This window comes from Aquimarina mycalae (genome assembly GCF_029906345.1).
Taxonomy (GTDB): Bacteria; Bacteroidota; Bacteroidia; order Flavobacteriales; family Flavobacteriaceae; genus Aquimarina.
Genome location: NZ_JARYGY010000001.1, coordinates 359,169 through 386,123 on the forward strand (window position 1 = coordinate 359,169; position 26,955 = coordinate 386,123).

Genomic DNA, 26,955 nt, shown 5'->3' on the forward strand with positions numbered 1-26,955 from the left:
AGAATGATTAGACTTTTTTGTGTATGCATACTTTTATTGGGCATGTCTGTTTTTTCACAAGAAAAAGCATTTCCTATTCATGTCGAAAATCAACCGCTATCTCAAATTATTCCTGACCTAGAAAAGCATTTTGATGTAAAACTCTCATACATTGATGCTACTATTGTCAATAAATTAGTTACGATTCAGATTGATTCTGAAACGACCATAGAAGATATTATAGATACTCTTCAGCAGCAAACACGGTTAAAATTCGAAATTACAGGAGGAAATTTTATTACCATTAGAAATTATATTAAAAAAGATATGATATCTGTTTGTGGGTATATCTACGATGAAAATTTAAAACCGTTAGAGAACATAAGAATATTCTTTAAAGCCTCTAGAGCTAATATCACAACTGATGAAAAAGGGTATTTTGAAAATAAAGAAGTCCCTTTTAATTCTGTAATACTAATAAGTGCTCCTGGGTTTCGACAGAAAGTATTAAATTCTGCAACGCTTATAGACGATTGCATAAAAATATACTTAACCAATGCAGTAGAAACGCTTGATGAAGTTTTGATTCAGGAATATCTAACCAAAGGGATTACACAAAATAAAAAGGTAGTAAATATTAATCTAAAAGAAATAGAAATATTACCTGGATTGACAGAACCAGACATCTTACAAAGTATTCAACTAACTCCAGGCGTTAACAGCCCTTTTGAAACTGCTTCAGGATTATATGTGCGTGGTAGTACACCTAACCAAAACTTAGTTTTATGGAACGGAATCAAAACCTATAATCAAGGTCATTTTTTTGGCATGTTATCCGCTTTTAATCCATATGTAGTTAAAGAAGTGGATTTTGCTAAAAGTGGAGTAAGTGCAAAATATGGGGATCGAATATCTGGAGTTGTCGATATTAAAACAGAAAACAAAGTGGCCGAACGTTTTACAGGAGGTGCAGGTTTTAATATGATCAATGCCGATGCTGTTATCCATACGCCAATTATTAAGGATAAAGTATCACTACAGGTATCAGGAAGAAGGTCTTATACGGATATTTTAGAAACTTTTACCTATAAACAATTTGCAGATCGAGTTTTTCAAAATACCACCATCGCCGAAATCACAGAATTAAATGAGGCTAGAAATGATTTTTTCTATGCAGATTTCAATGCTAATCTCATCGCCAAAATATCTGATTTTGATAATTTAGAAATAAATGCACTTTATAGTAAGAACGATTTGGATTTTAGAAGAAGTGATAACCTCACATCCCTAAATGATGATTTGGTTACAGAAAATGAAGGTTATAACATTGGATGGAAGCATATCTGGAATAATAAATTAACTGTGCATACTAGCGGATATTATGCCAGATATCTTTTGAATTATCAATTTATAACAGGTGCATCTGGAATTACTACCGAAATAGAAAGCAAAAAGAATAGTGTAAAAGACTTAGGAGGAGCATTAGAATTAGATTATTCTTTATCCGACAATCAAAAAATTATAGGTGGATATCAATTCTCTAACAATACGATCAAATATGCATTTGTAACAACCACTCCAACTTACGAACTAATTCTTGACCAAGACGATCGATTCCTTAATTCGCATGCTGCTTATGCCGAATATAAATATGAAACCCCTAAAAACTTATACATATCTGCTGGATTACGTTTTAACCACTATTCAGAATTGAACGAATCATTTATAGAACCAAGGGTTTTTATTCAAAAATACTTATCTAAAAACTGGAAAGTTAATGCTACTGGAGAATACAGAAGTCAAGCTGTTAGTCAGATTAGAGAGTCTGTTGTAAGTGATCTATCTTTAGAAAATCAGGTTTGGACACTTGCCAATGAAGCCCAGTTTCCTATTATCACTAGTTATCAATTTACTTTAGGAAGTAGTTTTAAAAAAAACAAATGGTATTTTGATGTGGACACTTATTATAAACAAATTGACAATATAACCTCGCTAACAGCTGGTTTCATAAACCCCATAGATAACACCTATCATAATGGGGAAAGCCGAGTATATGGAATCGATTTCTTTTTAAAGAAACGGTTTAAAAATTACAAAACCTGGGTGAGTTATTCATATATCAATACTCAAAATAAGTTTGATGATATCAATAATAATGAATCTTTTCCTGGAAACTGGAATATTGAGCATACAGTAAAATGGTCTCATTTTTATAAGCTAAATAATTTTCAGTTTTCGTTAGGTTGGCTTTGGCATACTGGTAAAGCCTTTACCAATGTTTTGGGAGTCGATGAAAGAGGTGATTTAATATTATTGGATTTTGGAGAAATTAATGGTAACAACTTACCTGTATATCACAGGTTAGATTTTTCTGCAATTTATGATTTCAAACTTAGATCTACACCCAATATTAATTATCGTTTAGGACTTTCTGTATTGAATATCTATGACAGAAAAAATTTACTAAACCGAGAGTTCAGAACCACCAATTCATTAGATAATCGGTTTATTAATTCAGATATTTTTGCATTAGGTATTACACCTAACCTAAGTTTCAGAGTTTTTTGGTAACTCACAATCTGGATTACAAAAACAAAAAACCATTCTAAAAAATTAGAATGGTTTTGAATATTATATGCGTCTAACTTTTTCTTAGAACTGCTCTCTTCCTGAGAAATGAAAAGCACCTTCGATAGCAGCGTTGTCATCACTATCACTTCCGTGTACAGCATTTTCGCTAATTGAAGTAGCAAATTTCTTACGGATGGTTCCTTCAGCCGCTTCTTCTGGATTAGTAGCTCCGATTAATGTTCTAAAATCTTCAACTGCATTTTCTTTTTCAAGAATAGCCGCTACGATTGGACCACTAGTCATATACTCTACTAATTCTCCGTAAAACGGACGCTCACTATGCACAGCATAAAAAGCTTTTGCATCATCTGTAGTAAGTTGTGTTAATTTCATTGCTACAATTCTAAAACCTGAAGCAGTGATTTGTTCAAGGATCGCACCGATGTACCCTTTTCTTACTGCATCTGGCTTAAGCATGGTAAAAGTTCTATTTGTTGCCATTTTTAAAATTTAGTTTTTATTCAATTTTCCTATCAAAAGGAAAACTATTCTTTTTAACAATTTTCTGATCATACAAACCAGAAAGCAAAATTTTGTGCAAAAGTATAGATAAAAGCATCAAAAACAAGAAATATCAATAGAAAGTCTCTGGATTTACAATATAGAAATACAAAATTCTAATTTTTATGGTAATTCGGCACGAATTCTTGTAAAATTTTATTGTTTTCGCCCCGCATTTGCATAATCACCTTTTGTTTATCAAAATTAAATTTCAAAACCCCAAAACTAGGTACAGAAATAACCACTCCTACTCTATTTTTATTAACCTCTCCGCTATATTTACTATAAGAATGTGTCAATCCACTAGAAGTAAAATCTACTAATGGGTATCTTAGTTCAGGGATTCGAGTAGTAGAAAATTCTGAAATATGTCGATCGCCGCTTAGAATCATTGCATTCTTTACTTTTTTATCTACGATTAACTTTTTCAACCTTTCCACTTCTCCTGGAAAATTGCCCCAACATTCCCAACCATGTTCTGATGACAAAAACTGAATACTACTAACAATTACATTAAAATCAGCTGTAGTTAAGTCTAATTCCTTTTCTAACCATTTCCATTGTTTTTCTCCTAAAATAGTTCCTATGTTATTTTTATAAGGCACATAGCGTTTATTGCCTGTTACATCTTTTAATAATTTAGATCTAAAATATCTTGTATCTAAAATAATAACATTAATACTTCCTTTTTCATTTTTAAACAACTTAGAATAATATACACCTTCTTGTTTTCTTCTATAATCATCTTTTGAAACACCTAAAAAATCAAGGAATAACTGCTGACTTTCTTCTTTCATGCTCCATTCTGCACCGACATCATTCTTACCATAATCGTGATCATCCCAAGTGGCTAATATTGGAATAGTTTTCTTTAATTTTTGATAACCAGAATTTTTATTTTGAATTTTATAATCGTTTGCTATTTTAGACATATCATCAGAATCTCCATAGATATTATCTCCTCCCCAAATAAATACATCTGGATTATTTTTCAATATTTCTTTCCAAAAAGGTTGTGGACTATTTTGCTTATTACAACTCCCAAAAGCTATCGTGAAATCTGGTTTTTTGATATTTGATATTGTCTGAGAGAACGAGTAATACGTTGCAAAAAATAATGCAATGAATATGTTTATAACGGTTTTCATATGATAAAGAATGATTAGCCTATAAAATTAAGTATTCCTTTATTACCATATTATTAATAAATAGTATATTCGCTGACCTATGAATACGAGTGAGATTAAAGAAATAAAAGCGCTTTTAAGTGCTCCAAAAAACATTGTAATTATTCCGCACAAAAATCCAGATGGAGATGCCATTGGTTCTACTTTAGCATTGCACCATTATCTTTCGGGATTTGGGCATCATACTACTGTAATAACACCTAATGATTACCCTAATTTTCTAAAATGGATTCCAGGAGAAGATACAATTGTAAAATATGACAGTAATACTGAGTTAGCATTATCCAAAATTAAAGAAGCTGACATCATTTTCACCTTAGACTTTAATCATTTATCACGTACAGGTAATATGGAAGCAATTCTAGCAGCCACTTCCACTACTTTTATTATGATAGATCATCATCAACAGCCCGATACTTACGCAAAGTATATGTATAGCGATGTGGGGATGAGCTCTACTTGTCAAATGATATATCATTTTATAGAAAAATTAGGTGATTTAGATAAAATTAATGCTGACATCGCTACCTGTATTTATGTTGGTATAATGACCGACACAGGCTCATTTAGATTTAGATCTACAACTAGTACTACACATAAAGTGATTGCAGACCTAATTGATCGAGGAGCTGATAACACAGCTATTCATGAAAATATTTATGATGCTAATTCATATTCCCGACTACAATTACAAGGTGTAGCACTGAGAAATTTAAAAGTTCTTCCCGAATACAAAACTGCATACATTACCTTATCCCAAAAAGAGTTAGATGATCATAATTTTAAGAAAGGTGATACAGAAACTTTTGTCAATATGGGTTTATCACTCGAAGGTATCCGATTTGCATTAATTTTTATTGAAAATAAAGGTGAGAAAATTATAAAAATCTCTTTGCGTTCTAAAGGAGATTTTTCTGTTAATGAATTTTCTAGAAATCATTTTGAAGGAGGCGGCCATCATAACGCTGCAGGAGGAAAAAGTAATCTTTCACTAGATGAAACTGTTGAAAAATTTATTAGTATCTTACCCTCTTATAAAAATGCCCTAAATTCATGAGATATTTTCTTCCATTTCTAAGTTTTTTATTCTTATTTTTTTCTTGTAAAGCTCCAGAGGCTAGAAAACCAGTGAGTATTTCTTCTGGTTCTTTTATTAGCGAATCTATAAACAGAAATAAAGAACTGAGTGCAAGAGAAGAAGCAAGAATTCAGAAAATTATTCAGCAAGATTCTGTTCATAATTATATCGTATCGGATGGTGGGTTTTGGTATTATTACAATGTAAAAGACACCTTATCTTCTGTTACTCCTAAGTTTGGAGATATTGTAAACTTCAACTATGATGTTAAAGATTTAAGTGGAAACATTATATATAACCAAAAAGAACTTGACACTATCAACTATGCCATTGATAAAGAAGAATTGTTTTTCGGTTTACGCGAAGGTTTAAAACTTATGAAAGCTGGAGAAACGGTAACTTTTTTATTTCCTTCGTATCAAGCCTATGGATATTATGGAGATGATAATAAGATTGGCACAAATATTCCGTTAATATCTAACGTAACACTCAATAGAATTACCAAACAATCAACAAAAGAAAATTAAAACGTAACTAAAAAAATGAAAAAATTAAATCTTTTATTTTTAGCAATTATTGCTTTTACATTTAGTAATTGTGAAGAAAAATACCCTGAACTAGAAGATGGGATCTATGCAGAAATCATAACAAATAAAGGGACTGCAGTTGCTAAATTATATCATGAGGCAACACCATTAACCGTTGCTAACTTTGTCTCTCTTGCCGAAGGAACAAACACAATGGTAGATAGTTTATATAAAGGAAAAAAATATTATAATGGGGTTATATTTCACCGTGTGATCAAAGATTTTATGGTACAAACAGGAGATCCTCTTGGTACAGGAACAGGTGATCCTGGATATAAGTTTCCAGATGAATTTGTGGATTCATTAACACATAAATCTAAAGGTATCTTATCTATGGCCAATTCTGGGCCTGCTACAAACGGTAGTCAATTCTTTATTACTTTAGTTCCTACTCCTCATTTAAATGGAAGACATACGGTGTTTGGAGAAATCGTATATGGACAAGAAGTTGTTGATAGTATTGGAGCCGTAGAGACAAAAAAACCTGGAGACAAGCCAGTTGCAGAAGTGAAAATGCAAGAAGTAAACATTTTTAGAAAAGGTAAAAGTGCTAAAGCCTTTGATGCTAAAGTTGCTTTTGAAGGTAAGTTAAAGAAACTTGAAGAGGAAAAAGCTGAAAAAGATCGTTTGACTAAAGAAAGAGAAACAAAAACTGCTACTAAATATGCTGGTTTAAAAGAAAAAGCAACTAAATTAGAAAGTGGTTTAGAGATACTCTTCCTTAACCAAGGAGATGGTACACAACCAAAAGCAGGGCAAATTGTAGATATTAACTATGAAGGATATTTTTCTGATGGGAAAATATTTGATACTAATCTTATCGAAAGAGCAAAAGAAATGGGAATTTTTGATCAACGTCGTGCGGATCACCCAAAAGGTTATGCTCCAATCCAAATGCCTTATTCTCCAGATGCTCAAATGATTGCAGGTTTTAAAGAAGGTGTACAAAAAATGAAAGTTGGTGATAAAGCCATACTTTTCATTCCTCCTCATTTAGGTTACGGACCAAATGGTAGAGGGCCAATACCTCCTAATGCAGACTTGATTTTTGAGTTAGAACTAGTTGGTATTCAAGGAGGACAGGATAAATAAATAATAGATATATAACAACTATAAACAAAAAACATCCCACTTTACGGTGGGATGTTTTTTTATATCAATATTTAAATAAAATTATTGCTTTATAGGAATATTTTGTAAAATTTCTAATACAAATCCCCAATACTTTTTAGCTGAAGAAATACTAGCTCTCTCATCAGGAGAGTGAGCTCCTAAAATTGTAGGTCCAAAAGAGATCATATCCATTTCTGGGTAGTTCTGCCCTAAAATACCGCACTCTAATCCTGCATGGCAAGCGGCAATATGTGCTCTTTCTCCATTAATTTTTTGGTATAATTCATCTAATACTTTTAAAATAGATGAATCCATATTTGGTGCCCAACCTGGATAATCCCCATCTGTAGTAACTTCACAACCTACTAATTCAAAAGTAGCTCGCAATTTGTTAACCAAATCTAATTTAGTAGACTCTACGCTACTTCTAGTAAGGCACTCTACTTTAATTTTGCCTCCACCAATAGATACTTTAGCTATATTATTAGAAGTCTCTACCAAATCAGGAATAGATGCACTCATTACATATACTCCATTATGTGCTGCATATATTGACTTCAATATTCCTTCTTGTACTCCTAATTCCATAACAGAATTTGGTGCATCAACTTTACGAACTTCAATTAACAAATTAGGTTCTACTAATGATAATTCTTTTTTTATTGTTGTAATTAATTCTGCTGTTTCAAATTCGAAGGCCTCAGCTTGAATTGAATCGACAACTATAGTTGCAAAACTCTCTCTTGGAATTGCATTTCTAAGACTTCCTCCTTTAATTTCTTGAATTCTTAAACCAAAATTCTCAAAGCCGTCAAACAGTAATCGATTCATTATTTTATTCGCATTACCTAACCCTTTATGGATATCCATTCCGGAATGTCCTCCATTAAGGCCAGTTACCGAAATTGTATATCCTGTTTTACCATCCGAAACGGCTTCTTCTTTATAACTTCTCTCTGCTGTGACATCAACTCCACCAGCACATCCAACACCGATTTCATCATCTTCTTCGGTATCCAAATTTAACAGTATATCTCCTTGTAACCAGTTCGGTTTTAACCCCATTGCTCCTGTCATTCCTGTTTCTTCATCAATAGTAAATAACGCTTCAATAGGAGGGTGAGAAATTTCTTTGGATTCTAAAATAGCCATGATTGTTGCAACACCTAATCCATTATCTGCACCTAATGTAGTTCCTTTCGCTCTTACCCAATCTCCATCAACATACATTTCAATTCCTTGTTCATCAAAATTAAAAACTGTATCCGCATTTTTTTGATGTACCATATCAAGGTGAGATTGCATTACCACTGTTTTTCTATTTTCCATTCCGGCAGTTGCAGGTTTTCTAATCAAGACATTCCCTACTCCATCTACTTCAACTGGTAATCCCAATGAATTCCCAAAGTCTTTCATAAAAGCAATTACACGTTCTTCCTTTTTAGAAGGTCTAGGAACCGCATTAAGGTCCGCAAATTTATTCCACAGTTCTTTAGGTTCAAGAGATCTTATTTCTGAATTCATATTTGTATTGTGTTTTTGACAAATGTACATTATGAAAATCTTAATTCAAATGATATATTAATTGTTGTAGATTTACATTTATAATTCACATTTATTTCATGCAGTCCAAAACGAAATTATATCTAACGATTCTTTTACCTATTCAGATTATTATTATTAAAATCCTTTCTTTTTTTCCAGAATTTATTGATCGATTTTATAGCAATGGGATTTTCGTTTTTACATCTAAAGCATTACGATATGCTTTTGGATGGATTCCTTTCTCTTTTGGAGATATTGGTTATAGTATTTTAATAATACTCTTTATACGATTTTTATTTAAAAAGGTATTTCGAAAAAATATACAATGGAAAAGTGTTTTACTTGATATAGGTGCTACCATTTCTATAATTTATGCCTGTTTTCATATATTATGGGGGATGAATTATTATCGATTACCTATGCATGAAATTTTAGATATTGATGACCAATATACAGAACATGAGCTTGAATTTGTATCTAAAAAATTGATCGAACAAGCTAATACAATCCATGCTCGCTTAGAATCAAATGATTCATTACCTGTAAAAATACCATATAGTAAAGAAGAAATATTTGATAAAACGATTCCTGCCTATCAACAAATTAATCATGTCTTTCCATCGATCACCTATTATCCAAAGAGTATTAAGAAGTCTATATTAAGTCTACCTCTAACGTATATGGGGTTCAGTGGTTACTTAAACCCTATTACCAACGAAGCCCAAATTAATGGGCTAATCGTTAACTATAAGGCCCCTACCACTAGTTGTCATGAAGAAGCGCATCAATTAGGTTTTGCTAAAGAAAATGAAGCGAACTTTATCGCAGCATTAACTACTATGAACTATGAGGATCTATATTTTAAATACAGCGGTACTACCTTTGCTCTAAAATTTTGCTTAAACGATCTCTATCTTCGAGATGAACAGAAAGCACTTTGTCTTATTGAAAAATTAAGACCAGGAATTCGTAAAAACTACAAAGAAGTAAATGACTTCTGGCTAAGCTATCAAAATCCTTTAGAACCTATTTTCAAAAGCACATATGACAGTTACTTAAAAGCGAACAATCAACCTAAAGGTATCGAAACTTATAGTTATGTAGTTGCTCTTTTAGTAAACTATTATAAGGATAAACTTTAGAATTATAGTGTATTATAATAATCCATAACTTTTATTAAGTCTTTCTCTTTCTTGTAACCAAGTTTTTTTGAAGACACAAAAGATTCTATTTCACTTTTCTTATCACTTAAAACTTTAAGAACGTCTTTTTTCTTAAGTTTTATGGGTTGAATTTCTCCGTTTTTTAATATGAAATACTTGTACTGATCAACAAATTTTGCAGGTATATCCTTACTATAACCACTTTGTGCCTTTACAACATCAACAAATTTCTTTTTAGGTTTTAACAAAAGTGAGTTTTTTCCAGTATTATATGTTATGAAATATTGCTTTTCTCCTTCATAGGTATAAATCTTAAACACAGTTTTATCCACTATCGCTTTAAGCTTGTCTTTTTTTACTACGTTATACGTTTCATTATCTTTTTGAAACTGTAATTCATCATTTACTCCATCATATCTCAACAAGGTTTTTCCTCTTGATGATCCATCGACAAACACTTCTCCCAATTTATATCCGCCAAGATAAAAAGGACTTCCTTTAATACTACCATCACCAATATCTACACCATTAAAAGTATTCATATCAGCTAATCTTCCTGCTTCAGGAGACAACTCTACGCGACCAAGCTGAGCATTAGCCGATAAACAAATAAATAAGGTAGAAATAAATAAAAATCTCATAATACATCGTTTTTAGATCATAAAAATAAGCTTTTAAAATGATCTTGGTTATTAGTTACTTTTAATTTTATAGCATCAAAATTCTTGCCATAAAACAGTATGCACTATACAATAATAAATAAAAGGACGATTCTTCTATATACACTTCTGTTAAAAAATTATTAATTAACAAGGTCTTTCTATTGCAACAGTTATCTTTAAAACCAATTCATCTTTACACTAACTCTTATGAAAAAACTATTATTATCGCTCTTTGCGGTATGTATGGGATTTAATCTTAATGCTCAAGAATATTTTCCAAAAAATGATGGAGTAAAAACTACTAACTCCAATTACACAGTATTCACAAATGCTATTATCCACACTTCTCCAGATAGTGAAATTAAGAATGGCACATTGATTATTCAGAAAGGAAAAATATTTCAAGTAGGAACCTCTCTTACTATTCCTAAAAACAGCGTGGTCATTGATTTAAAAGGAAAGCATATTTATGCTTCTTTTATAGATCCCTACACTAATTTCGGAATAGAAAAACCTAAAAGAAAAGGAGATCAATTTGGTGGGAACCCTCAATATGGACCTTCTAGAGAAGGATACTATTGGAATGATCATATTCGTCCAGAGACCAGTCCACTTAAAGATTTTAAGTATAACAAAAAGAAAGCAGATGAATTTATCAAGGAAGGATATGGTGCATTGAACACACATATGCCCGATGGAATTCTTAGAGGAACGGGATTACTGGTTGCTTTAAATAATGAAGGAACAACAGGTGATCGATTATTAAGTGATGCGTCATCTCAAATACTATCCTTCTCTAAAAGTGTACAAAGCAAACAATCTTACCCTACTTCTTTAATGGGATCTATGGCATTGCTACGACAAGTATACAATGATGCTAGTTGGTACGCTCAAGGAAATACAGAAACTAAAGATTTATCATTAGAAGCTTTAAACCGTAATAAAAACTTACCGCAAATATTCGAAGCAGGAAGTAGAATTAATGGTTTTAGAGCTGATAACATTGGAGATGAATACAATATCCAATACATTATTGTTGGAGGAGGTGATGAATATGCCAGAATAAACAAGGTTAAAGCTACCAATGCACAATATATCCTTCCTCTTGACTTTCCAGATGCATATGATGTCTCTGATCCATTTATGTCTAATCTGGTTAGCTTAGGTGATATGCGTCATTGGAACCAGGCTCCAACCAATCCTTCTGTACTTGCTAAAAATGGTATTCAGTTTTCTTTAACAACACATAAATTAAAAAAGATAACTGATCTTAAAACAAGGATAGAGAAAGCAATTGAACATGGTTTAGATACAAAAACAGCTTTAGCATCCTTAACTACTATTCCCGCTAAAATGTTAGGTAAAAGTGATGTTCTTGGAGCTATCAAAAAAGGAGCTTATGCTAATTTTTTAATTTCTAGCAAAGAGCTTTTTTCTAAAGACAATATCATTTATGAAAACTGGGTTCAAGGTCGCAAGAACATTATAAATGATATGAAAATTACGGATATAAACGGATCGTATGAACTTACTCTTGCAGGAAAAACCTACGATATGTCTATATCAGGAAAACCAACTAAACCCAAAGCTGAAATAAAACTTGGAGAAACTAAATTAGGTAGTAAAATAAACTATAAAAACGATTGGGTATCCATAACATTTACAGACGCAGATACTACAAAAACAAAATATACCAGAATTGTCACTGCAATTAATAACAATTCAAAATTTTGGAGCGGAAAAGCAATTCTACCTAATGGTTCTGAAACTACATTTACAGCAAAACAAAAACCTAATGAAGATGTAGAAAAAGACAAAAAGAAACCCGAAGACAAAAAAGAGAGCCCAGAAGTGCTTCCTGTTACCTACCCTAATATCGCATATGGTACCAGTCAACTTCCTAAATCAGAAAATATACTATTCAAAAATGCAACGGTTTGGACTAACGAATCTCAAGGAATCTTAACCGAAACTGATGTTATGATTAAAAATGGTAAAATTTCTGCTATAGGAAAAAACCTTAATGCTGGTAATGCTAGAGTAATTGATGCAACAGGAAAACATCTAACCTCAGGTATTGTAGATGAGCATTCGCATATAGCAGCTGCAGCAATTAATGAAGCTGGGCATAATTCTTCTGCAGAAGTAACCATTGAAGATGTAGTATCACCTGATGATATTAATATTTATCGTAATCTGGCAGGTGGTGTGACTTCAATTCAGATTCTTCATGGATCTGCTAATCCAATTGGAGGTAGATCAGCAATCCTAAAATTAAAATGGGGAGAAAGTGCTGAAAACTTAATCTATAGCAATTCTCCAAAATTTATAAAATTTGCGTTAGGTGAAAATGTAAAACAAAGTAACTGGGGTGACAATCAGAGAATACGTTTTCCTCAAACTCGAATGGGTGTAGAGCAACTATATACAGATTACTTTACTCGAGCTCGAGAATATGAAACTTTAAAAAATAGCGGAAAATCATATCGTAAGGACACAGAAATGGAAACACTATTAGAAATCCTAAACGGTGATCGTTTTATTAGTTGTCATTCTTACGTACAGAGCGAGATAAATATGTTAATGAAGGTAGCTGAAAAATTTAATTTTAGAATAAATACTTTCACTCATATTCTGGAAGGTTATAAAGTAGCAGATAAAATGGCTACACATGGAGTAGGTGGATCCACGTTTTCAGATTGGTGGGCGTACAAGTATGAAGTAAATGATGCTATTCCTTACAATGCAGCTATTATGCATAATCAAGGCGTTACTGTAGCCATTAATAGTGATGATGGTGAAATGTCACGAAGATTAAACCAAGAGGCTGCTAAATCCGTAAAATATGGAGGTGTTAGTGAAGAAGATGCTTGGAAATTCGTGACTCTAAACCCTGCTAAACTTTTACATATTGATAATCGTGTTGGTAGTATAAAAATAGGTAAAGATGCAGATGTGGTGCTATGGACCGACCATCCGTTATCTATTTATGCAAAAGCAGAAAAAACGTTAATTGAAGGTGCAATATATTTTGATCTTGAAAAAGACAAAGCAATGAGAAGAACCATTGCACAAGAAAGAAATAAACTTTCTACTATGCTACTAAAGGCAAAAAACAATGGTTTAAAAACGCAACCGCCTAAGAAAAAGGAAAAACAGCATTTTCACTGTGAAACTTTAGAAACCATTCACTAAAATTAATGATTCAAGACATGAAAAAAGTATTATATATAGCGTTGTTACTGATCTTCAATTTTGGAAATGTAACAGCACAGCAAACTCCAGCTAAAGCACAATCAGAAGTTATTACTATTTCTGGAGCTATAGCACATATTGGTAATGGTGAGGTAATCGAGAATAGTATTATTATATTCGAAAATGGAAAAATAACCGATGTAGGTTCTAAAGGAAGTACTGCTACAAAAGGAAAAGTTATTGATGCCACTGGGAAACATGTATATCCTGGATTTATAGCACCTAATTCTACTTTAGGACTTGTAGAAATTAGTGCAGTAAGGGCCACTGATGATGATAGTGAAGTTGGGAGTTTTAATCCTCATATACGTAGTATCATTGCTTACAATGCAGAAAGTAAAATTGTAGAAAGCATGAGACCCAATGGTGTTTTAATTGCTCAAACAACCCCAAGAGGTGGTTGGATTTCTGGTACATCTTCTATAGTTCAACTGGACGCCTGGAACTGGGAAGATGCCGCAATCAAAACGGATGATGGAATTCATATGAATTGGCCAAATCCTTTTACCAGAGGACGTTGGTGGTTAGGAGAAGATCCTGGTTTTAAACCAAATAAAGAGTATACTAAGCAAGTAATTAAACTAAAAGATTATATTTCGCAGGCTAGAGCATCTGTACAAGCGGATTCGAATTTAGCAAAAAACCTTCCTCATAAGGCATTGCAAGGTATTTTTGATGGCTCTCAAATCTTATTTGTACATGTAGGTAACGAAAAAGCTATAATGGATGTAATTGCTTTTTCTAAAGAAAATAACTTTAATAAAGTTGTACTTGTTGGTGCCTATGAAGCATATAAAGTAGCTTCTCAGCTAAAACAAAATAATATTGCCGTACTAGCATCCAGAACTCACAGTACTCCACGCCATGAAGATGAAGATTATGATTTGCCTTACAAAAATGCAAAACTATTAGTAGATGCAGGTGTATTAGTAGGCCTACAAAATAGTGGCCAAATGGAGCGTGCTAATGCTCGTAATTTACCTTTTCAAGCAGGAACTGTAGCAGCTCATGGATTGAACAAAGAAAAAGCATTGCAATTAATTACTGGTAATAACGCCAAAATACTAGGAATTGATGCTATGGTAGGAACCCTAGAAGTAGGAAAAGATGCTACATTATTCATAAGTATTGGTGACGCATTAGATATGCGAACTAATCAATTAGAAAAAGCTTTTATCCAAGGACGAGATATTAGTTTAGAGAGCCATCAGACTAAATTATGGAAGAGATATAGTAATAAATACGGCAAATAATAAGGCATTTATATTTACTATTAAAATACAAAGAGGCGCTATTCCAAGCGCCTCTTTTTTTGTTTTAGATTCCTAGTTTTCCCATTTGATGTGCACTCTTATACTTAAGCGCAACTGTAACTCGAACTGATTCGTATATATCATCACCTCCTTTTGATCTCCATACTGCCTTAACTCCCTCTTTTACTAACCAGGAAAATGAAGGCGTATATGTTGGTCTCGGCACTAAATGCATTACATTAGAAGCTTCCAGTGCTTCTGCATACATTTCTGCTGCTAGATCACCCAAATCTTCGGTTACATCATACTCTGAAATTGTGTTATTAGGATAAAAATAGTTTAAGATTTCCACGACCATTTGGTCATTGTGTAAAGAACTCATGAAATAAGGTTTTTAAGAGATTAAAAAATGTGTTGATTAAATTTTCTATACAAATTTTGTAAATTCTTAATCAAAATCACACCCTGTTTTCAGTGAAATTAAAACCCCAATTTCCTTACATCCTAATTTTTAAACTCTTTTATATCTTCAAGAGCGCTTATCAACATATTTACATGATTAAGTGTACAACTTTCGCCCATAATACCAATTCGCCATATTTTACCAGCAAAAGCGCCTAGCCCTCCTCCTACTTCTATATTGTAGTCGTTCAATAACTTTTTTCTTATTAAAGCTTCATCATTTCCTTCTGGTAAAAAGACAGAATTTAAATTAGGTAAGCGATATTGCTCTTCTACTAAATACCTGAAGCCCAAATTTTCCAATTTAGTTTTTAATACCTGATGTACTTCTTGATGTCTCTTCCATCTATTTTCCAATCCTTCTTCCAACACAATCCTTAGAGATTCTCGCAAAGCATAAACAGAGGATACAGGTGCTGTATGATGATAAGCTCGTTTAGCTCCTCCCCAATAATTTTTTACTAAACTCAAATCCAAAAACCAACTTTGCACTTTTGTCTTCCTATTTTCCAGTGCTTTTAATGCATCTTCCGAAAAACTAACAGGAGATAATCCTGGAGGTGCACTTAGGTTTTTTTGTGTTCCTGTATAGATAGCATCAATATTCCAATCATCTACCCTTAATTCCATTCCGCAATATGATGTCACTGCATCTATCATGAACAACCCTCCAGCATTATGAACTAAGTCACTAATTTCTTTTAAAGGTTGCAAAGCACCAGTAGAAGTTTCTGCATGCACTAATGCTACTAATTTAGGCTTCGGACATATTTCTAATTTTTTCTTAATATCCTCAGGAGTAATAACATTTCCCCAAGCTGTTTCAATTTTATGAACTTTTGCTCCGCATCTTTCTGCAATATCAGCCATTCTTCCACCAAAAACACCATTAATACCTATGATAACTTCATCATTAGGTTCTAGTAAATTAACCAAACAAGTTTCCATACCTGCACTACCTGGAGCAGAAACCACGAATGTCATATGATTTTTAGTTAAGAACGTATCTTGAACCATCGTCTTAACTTCATCCATAATAGTTACAAATTCTGGGTCCAAATGACCAATCAATGGAGTTGACATTGCTTTTAACACTCTAGGATGTGCATCAGATGGTCCTGGTCCCATTAATATCCTATTACTTGTATTAAGTTCTGTATACATAAAATTCATTTTGTGTGTTACTATATCGTTTTCGTAAATGGAATTGGATAAAGGATATAAAATTAGGTAATTCTAAATATGTCCATTACTCATCATATTTCAGTATTTGTTAAAAATGTTATTAAAAATGATTATTTAACAACTAGAAGGTCAAATATTATTAGAAAAATATCAAATCAGGAAAAATACACTCTAATTTTTATCAAAAAAAATTAAAATCTACCATAAAAAAACATCCCCATCGGTTATGAACCGATGGGGATTAATAAAACTTCTCTTTTTCAATATTAATACTTTACAAAGTATTTGCTTTTTCTTCTGCTGGTTTTTTATATAAAGACGAATCTAATTTTTCAGAACTTACACTTGCATTTACAAAGTTTCTTTCACTTCTCACATCGCCAACAACACCATCTTTATATTCTTTCCATTTTAATGTTTTAGGAAGTAATAAGCCATTTACATTATTCCAATCAGAATATTCGATCAAGCTTATTTTCTCACTACTTTCTTTACTAAAGAATGTTACTGTATACCCTAAATATTTCATCTGGTGCGAGTCTTTTTCATAATACAAGAAATAATTATCCTTTGGAGAATCTCCAATCGCTTCTCCATAAGAGATCTTATAACCTGGATAAGACACATCTCCTACAATTAGATCATCAACCTTTTCATAGGTGATTCCTTCATCTCCTAATACAAAAGGCATTGCATAGAAATAAAACATCAAATTATGATAAAAACGAGGGTTTCCTTTAAAATAAGTTGAATCTTGTTCAAGCCATGCTTCTTTTCCATCGAAACCTAATACAAATTTATCAGTTTCTATTCTTGCATGTCTAGATTTAAGATCGGTAGTATGTTTTTCATTACCTTCAGGATTAGAAAGCTCAAAAACCATTGTTTGTTGTTGATCAAAAGTTTTGATTCCTCCGTGTGCGGTAAATACGGATGCAATATCAGCGGGGAAATCTTTTGAACGATCTTGAATTATTTCTTCAACTACCTGTTCTTCAACTATTTCTTTTTCTTGAGTAGAAACTTGTTTACAAGAAAATGCGATACTAATTATGATTAGTAATGTGTATATTTTTTTCATTATTGAGTTAAGGTTATCTTATTAAGTATGCTATAGTCGTATTACTTACATAACCTTACAATAAAAAGCATTAAGTTTTTTGTTTTTTCTTTTTAGCCGCAGGAAAGAGGACATTATTAAGAATCAATCGATATCCAGGAGAGTTAGGATGTAGTTCTAACTCAGTTTTTGGATCACCTACTCTATGCTGGTAATCTTCAGGATCGTGTCCTCCATAAAAAGTAAAAAACCCTTTGCCCTTAATTCCATGGATATACCTGGCCTCGTTATTAGTTCTGTTTTCTCCAAGAACCAGCACATTAGATTTAATTTCATTAGGGTCATAAGCCGTTGTTTGCCCCATAAAACCTTTAACTAAAGCGGTATGATTTTGACAAAGCATTGTTGGAATCGGATCCCATTTTGCAGAAAAATCCATTAAGGTAAAATAATCTGTTCTTTTAGGAATACGGCGTTTCCTGGTCATATCGATAGACGAAAATTCATATACGTTTGGGCTGCGTTCTAACTTAAAATCCTTAAACGCAAACGTTTTATTATAATCAATCTTAGACTGATAGCCTGGTTCACTTGGATCCCCATCAAACATGGGTTCGCATATATCTATTCCTTCTGCTGCCAAGGCAATCTCAAAACTGTCTGTAGCACTGCACATAGCAAACATAAACCCACCGCCAACAACATAATCTCTAATTTTAAGTGCAACACCTAATTTTTCTTGTGATACTTTCTGATATCCCAGACTATTTGCTAGTTTTTCGGCATTAGCCTTCTCCCTAATATACCAAGGAGCGGCTCTATATGTAGCATAAAACTTACCATATTGACCTGTAAAATCTTCATGATGAAGATGCAACCAATCAAACAATATTAGATTGTCTTCTAAAACTTCTTTATCGTAAACCGTTTCATAAGGTATTTCTGCAAAAGTCAATACCATCGTAACAGCATCATCCCAAGGTTGATTTCCTTTTGGAGAATACACAGCAATTTTAGGTGCTTTTTCTAGAATCACTGCTTCCATATTCTTTGACGGACTACTAATTTCTGCTAAAATTTCCTCTGTCTTGGTGGCACTTAATAATTCATAAGAAACACCTCTAATAGTGCATTCTTTTCTAATGTCTTCTGTATCTGGCAACAAAAAGGAACCTCCTCTATAATTAAGTAACCATTTTACTTTAAGGTCTTTGCTTAATGTCCAATATGTTATCCCATACGCTTTTAAATGGTTTTGCTGACTTTCAGCATCCATCGGAATCAAAACATATGAAGCATAGGATTGAAAAGTAAATAAAAATAACAAAGTATAAATTAGAAACTTACACTTCATTTTAGAAAGGAACATCGTCATCATCATTAGAGTCATTTATGCTACTCCCGAAAGCTTCATCTGCACTTGGAAGATGATTTGTACTAAATGGATCTTCTTCTTCTTTGCCATCGTTCATTTTAGAGTGAAACTCAAAAGGAGTACTAAAGTCATCTAAGTTATCAAATTTACCTAAGTGACCAATAAATTTTAACCTAATATTTTCTAAACCTCCATTACGGTGTTTAGCTACGATAAATTCTCCTTGACCTTGTGTGGGTGATCTTTCTTCATCATCCCATTCATCAATCTTATAATATTCTGGTCTAAATATAAATGCTACAATATCGGCATCTTGCTCAATCGCACCAGATTCCCTAAGGTCACTTAACAACGGTCGTTTACTACCTCCCCGTGTTTCTACAGCTCGCGAAAGTTGTGATAATGCAATTACTGGAATGTTTAATTCCTTTGCAAGGGCCTTAAGGTTACGAGAAATTGTAGAAATTTCTTGTTCACGATTTCCATTTTTACCACTTCCTCCTGCAGTCATTAATTGAAGATAATCGATAACGATCATTTTAATACCGTGCTGAGAAGAAAGACGACGCGCTTTGGCTCTTAAATCAAAAATGGAAAGAGAGGGAGTATCATCAATAAAAAGTGGTGCCTTCTCTAGGTCTTTCACTTTTACGTTAAGTTGTTCCCACTCATGTTTTTCCAACTTACCTGTACGCAATTTCTCTGAAGAAAGTCCTGTTTCTGATGATATCAAACGTGTAATAAGCTGTACAGAAGACATCTCTAACGAAAAAAATGCAACTGGAATATTAGCTCCCACTGCCATATTTCGTGCCATAGATAATGTCAAAGCCGTTTTACCCATACCAGGACGCGCTGCAACAATTATTAAATCACTCGGCTGCCAACCAGAAGTAAGCTTATCCAACTTATCAAACCCAGAAGGTACTCCACTCATCCCTTCTTTATTCGATATTTCCTGAATCTTTTTCTTAGCCTGAATTACTAAATTCTGTGCCGTTTCTGTTGATCTTTTTATATTTCCTTGCGTTACCTCATACAATCTAGATTCTGCCATGTCCAAAAGGTCGAAAACATCAGTCGTCTCATCATAAGATTCTTCTATGATTTCGTTTGATATTTTTATCAAACTACGTTGGATATATTTCTGCAAAATAATCCTTGCATGAAACTCGATATGTGCCGAGGATGCTACCTTTTGAGTTAGTTGTATCAAATAAAATTCCCCGCCTGCTAATTCAAGTTTTGCATCTTTCTTAAGTTGACTAGAAACCGTTAATAAGTCTATTGGTTCAGAGTTTTCGAAGAGTTTATAGATTGCGTCAAAAATATATTTATGAGACTCTTTATAAAATACATCAGGATTGAGAATATCTATAATCTCATCAACCCCTTTCTTATCAATCATCATTGCTCCGAGTACAACTTCCTCTAAATCAGTTGCTTGAGGAGGTATTTTTCCTTTTTCAAGCGAAATTATGTTCCCCCGACCATAATTAACTTGTTGAGTCTGCTGTACTTTTTCCATAGCTACGAAAGTAAAAAAATTGTAAAGAGATGGTCCTTATACAAAGATAATGAATGTCCACCAGTCATCAACAAATGAACTGTTGATAACTTAATTATTTTGTTAATAAGCACAAAAAAATCCAAAGTGAGAAACTTCAGATTTTTTCGTCAAGTGATTTTTTAGGGGTTAGCCTTTAAAGACTCCCATGTTTGCATATTTATCCATACGCTTTTCTACCAATTCTTCTGGTGATAAGTTTTTCATTTCATCATAAGATGTTAAAATTTTGTCTCGAACAGCTTTGAATGTTTTCTCACGATCACTATGCGCTCCTCCAAGTGGTTCTCTTACAATTTCATCTACCACTTTAAGCTTTGCACTGTCTTTAGCCGTAAGCTTTAACGCTTCAGCTGCGATTTCCTTTTGTTCCCAACTTCTCCATAAAATAGAAGAGCAATTTTCTGGAGAAATTACAGAATACCAAGCATTCTCTAACATCAATACTTTATCTCCTACTCCAATTCCCAAAGCACCTCCACTTGCTCCTTCTCCAATAATTATTACAATAATCGGAACTTTAAGACGTGTCATTTCTAAAATATTCCTGGCAATCGCCTCACCTTGGCCTCTTTCTTCAGCTTCAAGACCTGGATACGCACCTGGAGTATCGATAAAACTTACAACTGGAATACCAAACTTCTCTGCACTTTTCATTAAACGAAGTGCTTTTCTGTATCCTTCAGGATTCGCCATCCCAAAATTACGATACTGTCTCGTTTTAGTATTATATCCCTTTTGTTGACCAATAAACATAAAGCTTTGATCACCAATTTTACCAAGACCACCGATCATTGCCTTATCATCTTTAACATTCCGATCTCCGTGCAATTCTAAAAAAGATTCTCCACAGATGGCATTAATATAGTCCAAAGTATATGGTCGAGATGGGTGTCTAGATAACTGGACACGTTGCCAAGCAGTTAGGTTTTTATAAATTTCCTTTTTAGTCTCGTTCAATTTCTTTTCGATCTGCTTACAGGTATCGGTCACATCAACGTCACTCTCTGCACCTATAGCACATGCTTTCTCAAATTGTTCTTCGAGTTCTTTTATGGGGAGTTCAAATTCTAAATATTCCATATCAAGAATATATTTTATTTTTAACTAGGGTTAGCGGACAAATATAAAACTTTACTTGGTAAACTAGTATTAAGAACTTTGTCTTTTTATTTTTTTAAAGTTTTTAAATATTCCATTTAACACGACAGTACCAATAATAATAAGAGCTCCGTAATAAAATCCAGGATTCATTTTTTCTGAATCTCCAAAAATTAAAAAAGCTAATATTATTCCATATACCGGTTCCAAATTAACCGTTAACATCACTGTATACGGGCTTAAGTACTTCATTACCTGTACAGAACCTATAAAAGCATAGGCTGTACAAACTGATGCCAAAATAATAAGGTAAATCCAATCAGTAGAAGATAATTGAAAGAAAGACGCTGAAAAACCTTCATTTTGATTTCCAAAAAAAGAAATTGCGACTAAATACAATGTTACAAATCCAACACCGCTTAATAATTCATAAAAAGAAATCATCGATGAATTATATTGCTGTGCAATCTTTCCATTTATTAATGAAAATACAGAGGATAAAAATGCTGAACATATAGCATATAATATTCCAAGAAAATAATCACCTTCTACATTAAATATTATATATAATCCAGCAATTACCATTAAACCAAAAAGAACTTCGTACCAAATCAATTTTCTTTTATAAAATATCGGTTCTAAAATTGAAGTAAAGAATGCTCCTGTAGAAAGTACAGCCAATGTTATAGATACATTGGAAACCTTTATCGCAGCAAAAAAAGTAATCCAATGTAATGCTATGATAGTTCCTGCAACACATAAGGTTACTAATAGCTTTCTGGAAATTATTAAAGAGATTTTTCTTAGACGAATAAACAAATAAATAAAACCAGAGGCCATTAACATTCTATACCAAACCAAAGGCAGCGCATCAATGGATATTAGTTCTCCCAGTATCGCTGTAAATCCCCATATAAATACTATAAAATGAAGATGAAGGTAATTCTTAAGTTTAACGTTTGGCATTATATAATAGATATATAGCTAGAATTCCAAAGGAAACATTAGGAAACCACACAGCTACTAAAGGTGGAAAATCAGATTGATTAGCCATTGTACCTAAAACTTTATCAAAAAAGATAAAAATAAAAGCTAATGAAATACCAACTGCAAGATTAATTCCCATTCCTCCTCGTCTTTTCATCGAAGATACTGCTACACCTATCACGGTAAGAATAAATGCTGAAACTGGAATACTCCATCGTTTATAGGCTACTACTTTATAGCGATTGATATCTGAAGATCCTCTTTTACTTTCTTTCTCGATAAACTTGCTCAATTGCATATAATTAAGAGTTTCAGCCACATAGGTTACTGGAGTAAATTCATCAATATTAAATGGAAGAACTGTATCCTTTTTTCTGGCTTTTTCTATTATGTCTTCGTTTTCTAATACGGTACGCTTTACAAAATCTCGTAATTCATAGATACTATCCTTAGAAGTTATTGTTCTCGCCGAAATTTTTGTAACCAACTTATTTCCGTTAAAGTACTCTAGTGTAAAGTTGGTAGCTTTTTTCTTAAGCGGCTTAAAATCATTTGCATACAAAAAAATACTATCGTTCAATTGTCTATATACATTTCTGGTTTCCTGAACTTTTTTACCTTTTTTTAGATATGTGTATTTAAATTCGTTAAATCCTTGACTTGCTTTTGGCGCCAAAAATAACCCCATCGCTAAAGCTCCTAAACAAATAAGAATAGCTCCAATCATATAAGGTCTAAGAAATCTCCAAAACGAAACTCCTGAACTCAAAAAAGCAATAATTTCTGTTTTATTAGCTAACTTGGAGGTAAACCAAATTACCGAGAGAAAAACAAATAATGGGAATAGTAAGTTAGCAAAGTACACTGTAAAATCTAAATAATATGATATTACCGCAGCAACAGGAACCTTATGCTCCAACATATTATCAATTTTTTCCGAAAGATCTACTATAATACCAATCGGAATAAACAAAAGAATCATTGTAAAAAATGTTCCTAAATATCTTTTAAGTATGTACCAGTCTAATATTTTCAAATTACAATCTTTTATCCATTTGTTTAACCATCATATTTTTCCAGGAATTAAAATCTCCCGCTAAGATATGTTTTCTTGCTTCTCGAACCAACCATAAATAGAACCCTAAATTATGTATTGTAGCAATTTGTTTTCCTAATAATTCATTTACCGAAAAAAGGTGTTTTAGATATGCTTTTGAATATTCTGTATCAACATATGTAATCCCCATTTCATCAATAGGTGAAAAATCATCTTCCCACTTTTTATTTTTCATATTAATCGTACCATGAGCTGTAAAAAGCATTCCATTACGGGCATTACGAGTAGGCATTACACAATCAAACATATCAATTCCCAATGCGATATTCTCTAAGATGTTAATAGGAGTACCAACCCCCATTAAATATCTTGGTTTATCTTCTGGTAATATTTCTGTTACTACTTCTGTCATTGCATACATTTCTTCAGCTGGTTCTCCAACAGACAATCCACCTATTGCATTTCCTTGCGCTCCCGCATTGGCAATATACTCTGCAGACTGTTTTCTAAGGTCTTTATAAGTACTTCCTTGCACAATTGGAAAAAAAGTCTGATCATATCCATATTTAACTGGAACTTTTTCAAGATGTTGCATACACCTGTCTAACCACCTGTGTGTCATATGCATACTTCTTTTAGCATAATTATAATCACAAGGATATGGAGTGCATTCATCAAAAGCCATAATGATATCTGCACCAATAGTACGTTGTATTTCCATCACATTTTCTGGAGTAAACACATGGTAAGACCCATCAATATGAGATTTAAATTTAACTCCTTCTTCCTTAATCTTTCGGTTTGCTGATAATGAATATACTTGATACCCGCCACTATCCGTAAGTATATTTCGATCCCAGTTCATGAACTTATGTAATCCTCCTGCTTTTTCTAAAATAGGGGTTTGTGGTCTTAGATATAAATGATAGGTATTTCCCAAAATGATATCTGGGTTAATATCGTTTTTAAGTTCCCTTTGATGTACTCCTTTTACAGTACCAACAGTACCAACAGGCATAAAAATCGGAGTTTCGATAACTCCGTGATCAGTTGTTATTTTTCCAGCTCTTGCCTTACTTTGAGGATCGGTAGATAATAGGTCGAATTGCATAATTTTTATTTCGTAGAGCGCAAAGATAACTAACTAAAACTACTTTGATAAAGTCAAGTTTGCGAAAACTCTTCGTTATTAACAATGCTATCTTAATTAAAAGGTCATCAGACATTTTGCCACAGTAATCAAAACCTGTATTTTTGCGCCTTAATCATTAAGCCAATTAGCATTACAATGCCAAAAACACAACAATTAGAAGATTTTGTAACTCAAGTTCGTAGAGATATTCTACGACAAGTACACAAAGTAAACTCAGGGCATCCAGGTGGTTCTCTGGGATGCACAGAATTTTTCGTTGCTTTATATCAGGAAATTCTGGAAAGAAAAGATGGATTCGACATGAATGGAATGGAAGAAGATCTTTTCTTCTTATCTAATGGTCATATTTCTCCTGTCTTTTATAGTGTATTAGCAAGAAGCGGTTATTTTCCTGTAGAAGAGCTAAATACATTTAGATTGATAAATAGTAGACTTCAGGGGCACCCAACAACTCATGAGGGGCTTCCAGGTGTTCGCATTGCTTCAGGTTCTTTAGGACAAGGAATGTCTGTAGCTATTGGTGCTGCACAAGCCAAGAAATTAAATAATGATGACCATATTGTATATAGCCTACACGGAGATGGAGAATTACAAGAGGGACAAATTTGGGAAGCGGCTATGTATGCATCAGGTAAAAAAGTAGACAACCTTATTTCTACTATTGATCTTAATGGTCAACAAATCGATGGATCTACAGATGATGTATTGCCTCTTGGAAGTTTAAAAGCTAAATTTGAAGCTTTTGGTTGGGATGTTATGGAGATTAAAGAAGGAAATAATATTACAGCTGTAATCGATGGTTTAAAGGAAGCGAAAAGCCGAACAGGAAAAGGAAAACCTGTATGCGTATTGATGCATACTGTGATGGGTAATGGAGTGGATTTTATGATGCATACTCATGCTTGGCACGGAAAAGCTCCCAACGATGAGCAATTAGCAATAGGTTTAGAACAAAACCCAGAAACTTTAGGAGATTATTAAGGCATACAAAAAGAGATTTCTGTGAAGACAGAAATAACTTAAAAAAGATATAAATGAAAAAATATATAGATACAGGAAAAAAAGATACGCGTTCAGGTTTTGGTGCAGGTCTTGAAGTACTTGGAAAAACAAATGAAAATGTTGTAGCACTTTGTGCGGATCTTATAGGTTCTCTAAAAATGGATGCTTTTATCGCTAATAATCCAGATCGTTTTTTTCAGATAGGAATTGCCGAGGCTAATATGATGGGGATTGCTGCAGGAATGACTATTGGAGGTAAAATTCCATTTACTGGAACCTTTGCCAATTTTTCTACAGGTCGTGTGTATGATCAGATTCGTCAATCCATTGCATATAGTGGAAAAAATGTAAAAATCTGTGCATCGCATGCTGGTTTAACATTAGGAGAAGATGGAGCTACTCATCAAATTCTGGAAGATATTGGTTTAATGAAGATGCTACCAGGAATGGTGGTAATCAATCCTTGTGATTATAACCAAACTAAAGCTGCTACTATTGCTATTGCTGAATACGAAGGCCCAGTTTACTTACGCTTCGGAAGACCAAAAGTGGCAAATTTTACTCCTGAAGATCAAAAATTCGAAATTGGGAAAGCAGTTCATCTACAAGAGGGTTCTGATGTAACTATTGTAGCTACAGGTCATCTTGTATGGGAAGCTTTAATAGCTGCAGAAGCTTTACAAGAAAAAGGCATTAATGCAGAAGTGATTAACATTCACACTATTAAACCGCTAGATGATGAAGCTATTTTAAATTCTGTTAAAAAAACAGGATGTATTGTAACCGCAGAGGAACACAACTTTTTAGGCGGTCTAGGAGAAAGTGTTTCTAGAGTATTAGGACAAAACCACCCTACTCCGCAAGAGTTCATCGCAACCAATGATACTTTTGGAGAAAGTGGAACTCCAGATCAATTAATGGAAAAGTATGGCTTAAACGCCGAAGCAATAACTAATGCTGCAATAAAGGTTATCAAGAGGAAATAAAAATTGCATTACGTAAAAATTTAAGCCTTCTGTTGTTCACAGAAGGCTTTTTTTTATTAAACATTA

The 26,955-nt window shown here is 33.1% G+C and carries 22 protein-coding genes; 9 read left to right on the top strand and 13 right to left on the bottom strand.

The annotated features are described in order from the left end of the window. Positions 1-3: 3 nt before the first annotated feature. Positions 4-2,550, top strand: a complete 2,547-nt coding sequence (locus QBK95_RS01435) for a TonB-dependent receptor domain-containing protein (RefSeq protein WP_280929773.1) — start codon at positions 4-6, stop codon at positions 2,548-2,550. 81 nt (positions 2,551-2,631) lie between these two features. Here QBK95_RS01435 and QBK95_RS01440 read toward each other — a convergent pair whose 3' ends face one another. Together QBK95_RS01440 and QBK95_RS01445 are read right to left on the bottom strand one after the other, a co-directional pair. Then, positions 2,632-3,051, bottom strand: coding sequence for a nucleoside-diphosphate kinase (locus QBK95_RS01440; protein ID WP_027395629.1), 420 nt, complete (start codon positions 3,049-3,051; stop codon positions 2,632-2,634). A gap of 176 nt (positions 3,052-3,227) precedes the next feature. Then, the gene (locus QBK95_RS01445; RefSeq protein ID WP_280929778.1) at positions 3,228-4,259 is read right to left on the bottom strand and encodes an alkaline phosphatase D family protein; all 1,032 of its coding nucleotides are present in this window, start codon (positions 4,257-4,259) and stop codon (positions 3,228-3,230) included. A gap of 79 nt (positions 4,260-4,338) precedes the next feature. On the opposite strand from QBK95_RS01445, the gene QBK95_RS01450 reads away from it, so the two are divergent. From QBK95_RS01450 to QBK95_RS01460, 3 genes are read left to right on the top strand one after another with little or no spacing between them, the layout of a single operon-like run. Next, the gene (locus QBK95_RS01450) at positions 4,339-5,355 is read left to right on the top strand and encodes a DHH family phosphoesterase (protein WP_280929780.1); all 1,017 of its coding nucleotides are present in this window, start codon (positions 4,339-4,341) and stop codon (positions 5,353-5,355) included. Beyond that, positions 5,352-5,903, top strand: coding sequence for a gliding motility-associated peptidyl-prolyl isomerase GldI (gene gldI / locus QBK95_RS01455; RefSeq protein WP_280929782.1), 552 nt, complete (start codon positions 5,352-5,354; stop codon positions 5,901-5,903). Before QBK95_RS01450 ends, gldI begins: the two co-directional genes overlap by 4 nt. Before the next feature lie 15 nt (positions 5,904-5,918). Then, positions 5,919-7,055: a peptidylprolyl isomerase gene (locus tag QBK95_RS01460; protein WP_280929785.1), complete on the top strand. Its 1,137-nt coding sequence runs from the start codon at positions 5,919-5,921 to the stop codon at positions 7,053-7,055. An 81-nt stretch (positions 7,056-7,136) separates the two neighbouring features. On the opposite strand, the gene QBK95_RS01465 is transcribed toward QBK95_RS01460, so the two are convergent. After that, a complete protein-coding gene (locus QBK95_RS01465; RefSeq protein ID WP_280929787.1) occupies positions 7,137-8,600 on the bottom strand; it encodes an aminoacyl-histidine dipeptidase in 1,464 nt (487 codons plus the stop codon). 98 nt (positions 8,601-8,698) lie between these two features. Here QBK95_RS01465 and QBK95_RS01470 point away from each other — a divergent pair, with 98 nt between their 5' ends. Beyond that, positions 8,699-9,763 (top strand): DUF3810 domain-containing protein, encoded by a 1,065-nt coding sequence (locus tag QBK95_RS01470; protein ID WP_280929789.1) that lies wholly within the window; start codon positions 8,699-8,701, stop codon positions 9,761-9,763. 2 nt (positions 9,764-9,765) lie between these two features. Here QBK95_RS01470 and QBK95_RS01475 read toward each other — a convergent pair whose 3' ends face one another. Continuing rightward, on the bottom strand, positions 9,766-10,425 hold the full coding sequence (locus QBK95_RS01475) for a hypothetical protein (RefSeq protein WP_280929791.1): 660 nt from the start codon (positions 10,423-10,425) through the stop codon (positions 9,766-9,768). 228 nt (positions 10,426-10,653) lie between these two features. On the opposite strand from QBK95_RS01475, the gene QBK95_RS01480 reads away from it, so the two are divergent. Both QBK95_RS01480 and QBK95_RS01485 read left to right on the top strand, forming a co-directional pair. Next, a complete protein-coding gene (locus QBK95_RS01480) occupies positions 10,654-13,641 on the top strand; it encodes an amidohydrolase family protein (RefSeq protein WP_280929793.1) in 2,988 nt (995 codons plus the stop codon). A gap of 17 nt (positions 13,642-13,658) precedes the next feature. Next, positions 13,659-14,954 carry an amidohydrolase family protein gene (locus tag QBK95_RS01485; RefSeq protein WP_280929795.1) on the top strand — a complete coding sequence of 432 codons (1,296 nt, stop codon included), beginning with the start codon at positions 13,659-13,661 and terminating at the stop codon, positions 14,952-14,954. A gap of 64 nt (positions 14,955-15,018) precedes the next feature. Here QBK95_RS01485 and QBK95_RS01490 read toward each other — a convergent pair whose 3' ends face one another. The 9 genes from QBK95_RS01490 to tgt form a co-directional block, all read right to left on the bottom strand. Beyond that, entirely contained in the window at positions 15,019-15,336 is a 318-nt protein-coding gene (locus QBK95_RS01490) for a hypothetical protein (protein WP_280929797.1), read from the bottom strand. A 122-nt stretch (positions 15,337-15,458) separates the two neighbouring features. After that, the gene (locus QBK95_RS01495) at positions 15,459-16,580 is read right to left on the bottom strand and encodes a pyridoxal-phosphate-dependent aminotransferase family protein (protein ID WP_280929799.1); all 1,122 of its coding nucleotides are present in this window, start codon (positions 16,578-16,580) and stop codon (positions 15,459-15,461) included. Positions 16,581-16,875: 295 nt separating this feature from the next. Further along, positions 16,876-17,682 (bottom strand): DUF6503 family protein, encoded by an 807-nt coding sequence (locus tag QBK95_RS01500; protein ID WP_280929801.1) that lies wholly within the window; start codon positions 17,680-17,682, stop codon positions 16,876-16,878. Between the two features lie 70 nt (positions 17,683-17,752). Beyond that, entirely contained in the window at positions 17,753-18,937 is a 1,185-nt protein-coding gene (locus QBK95_RS01505; RefSeq protein WP_445012617.1) for an asparagine synthetase B, read from the bottom strand. Between the two features lie 79 nt (positions 18,938-19,016). Continuing rightward, entirely contained in the window at positions 19,017-20,564 is a 1,548-nt protein-coding gene (gene dnaB, locus QBK95_RS01510) for a replicative DNA helicase (protein WP_280929806.1), read from the bottom strand. Between the two features lie 168 nt (positions 20,565-20,732). Then, positions 20,733-21,686: an acetyl-CoA carboxylase carboxyltransferase subunit alpha gene (locus tag QBK95_RS01515; RefSeq protein WP_280929808.1), complete on the bottom strand. Its 954-nt coding sequence runs from the start codon at positions 21,684-21,686 to the stop codon at positions 20,733-20,735. 69 nt (positions 21,687-21,755) lie between these two features. After that, a complete protein-coding gene (locus QBK95_RS01520) occupies positions 21,756-22,670 on the bottom strand; it encodes a DMT family transporter (protein ID WP_280929810.1) in 915 nt (304 codons plus the stop codon). Continuing rightward, positions 22,657-23,727: an LptF/LptG family permease gene (locus QBK95_RS01525; RefSeq protein WP_280929812.1), complete on the bottom strand. Its 1,071-nt coding sequence runs from the start codon at positions 23,725-23,727 to the stop codon at positions 22,657-22,659. The genes QBK95_RS01520 and QBK95_RS01525 overlap by 14 nt, the downstream gene beginning before the upstream one ends. Position 23,728: 1 nt before the next feature. Beyond that, positions 23,729-24,859: a tRNA guanosine(34) transglycosylase Tgt gene (gene tgt, locus QBK95_RS01530; RefSeq protein ID WP_280929814.1), complete on the bottom strand. Its 1,131-nt coding sequence runs from the start codon at positions 24,857-24,859 to the stop codon at positions 23,729-23,731. Between the two features lie 177 nt (positions 24,860-25,036). On the opposite strand from tgt, the gene QBK95_RS01535 reads away from it, so the two are divergent. Next, positions 25,037-25,882 carry a transketolase gene (locus QBK95_RS01535; RefSeq protein ID WP_280929816.1) on the top strand — a complete coding sequence of 282 codons (846 nt, stop codon included), beginning with the start codon at positions 25,037-25,039 and terminating at the stop codon, positions 25,880-25,882. 53 nt (positions 25,883-25,935) lie between these two features. Beyond that, complete coding sequence (locus QBK95_RS01540; RefSeq protein ID WP_280929818.1) at positions 25,936-26,889, top strand: transketolase family protein; 954 nt, start codon at positions 25,936-25,938, stop codon at positions 26,887-26,889. Positions 26,890-26,955 lie beyond the last annotated feature (66 nt).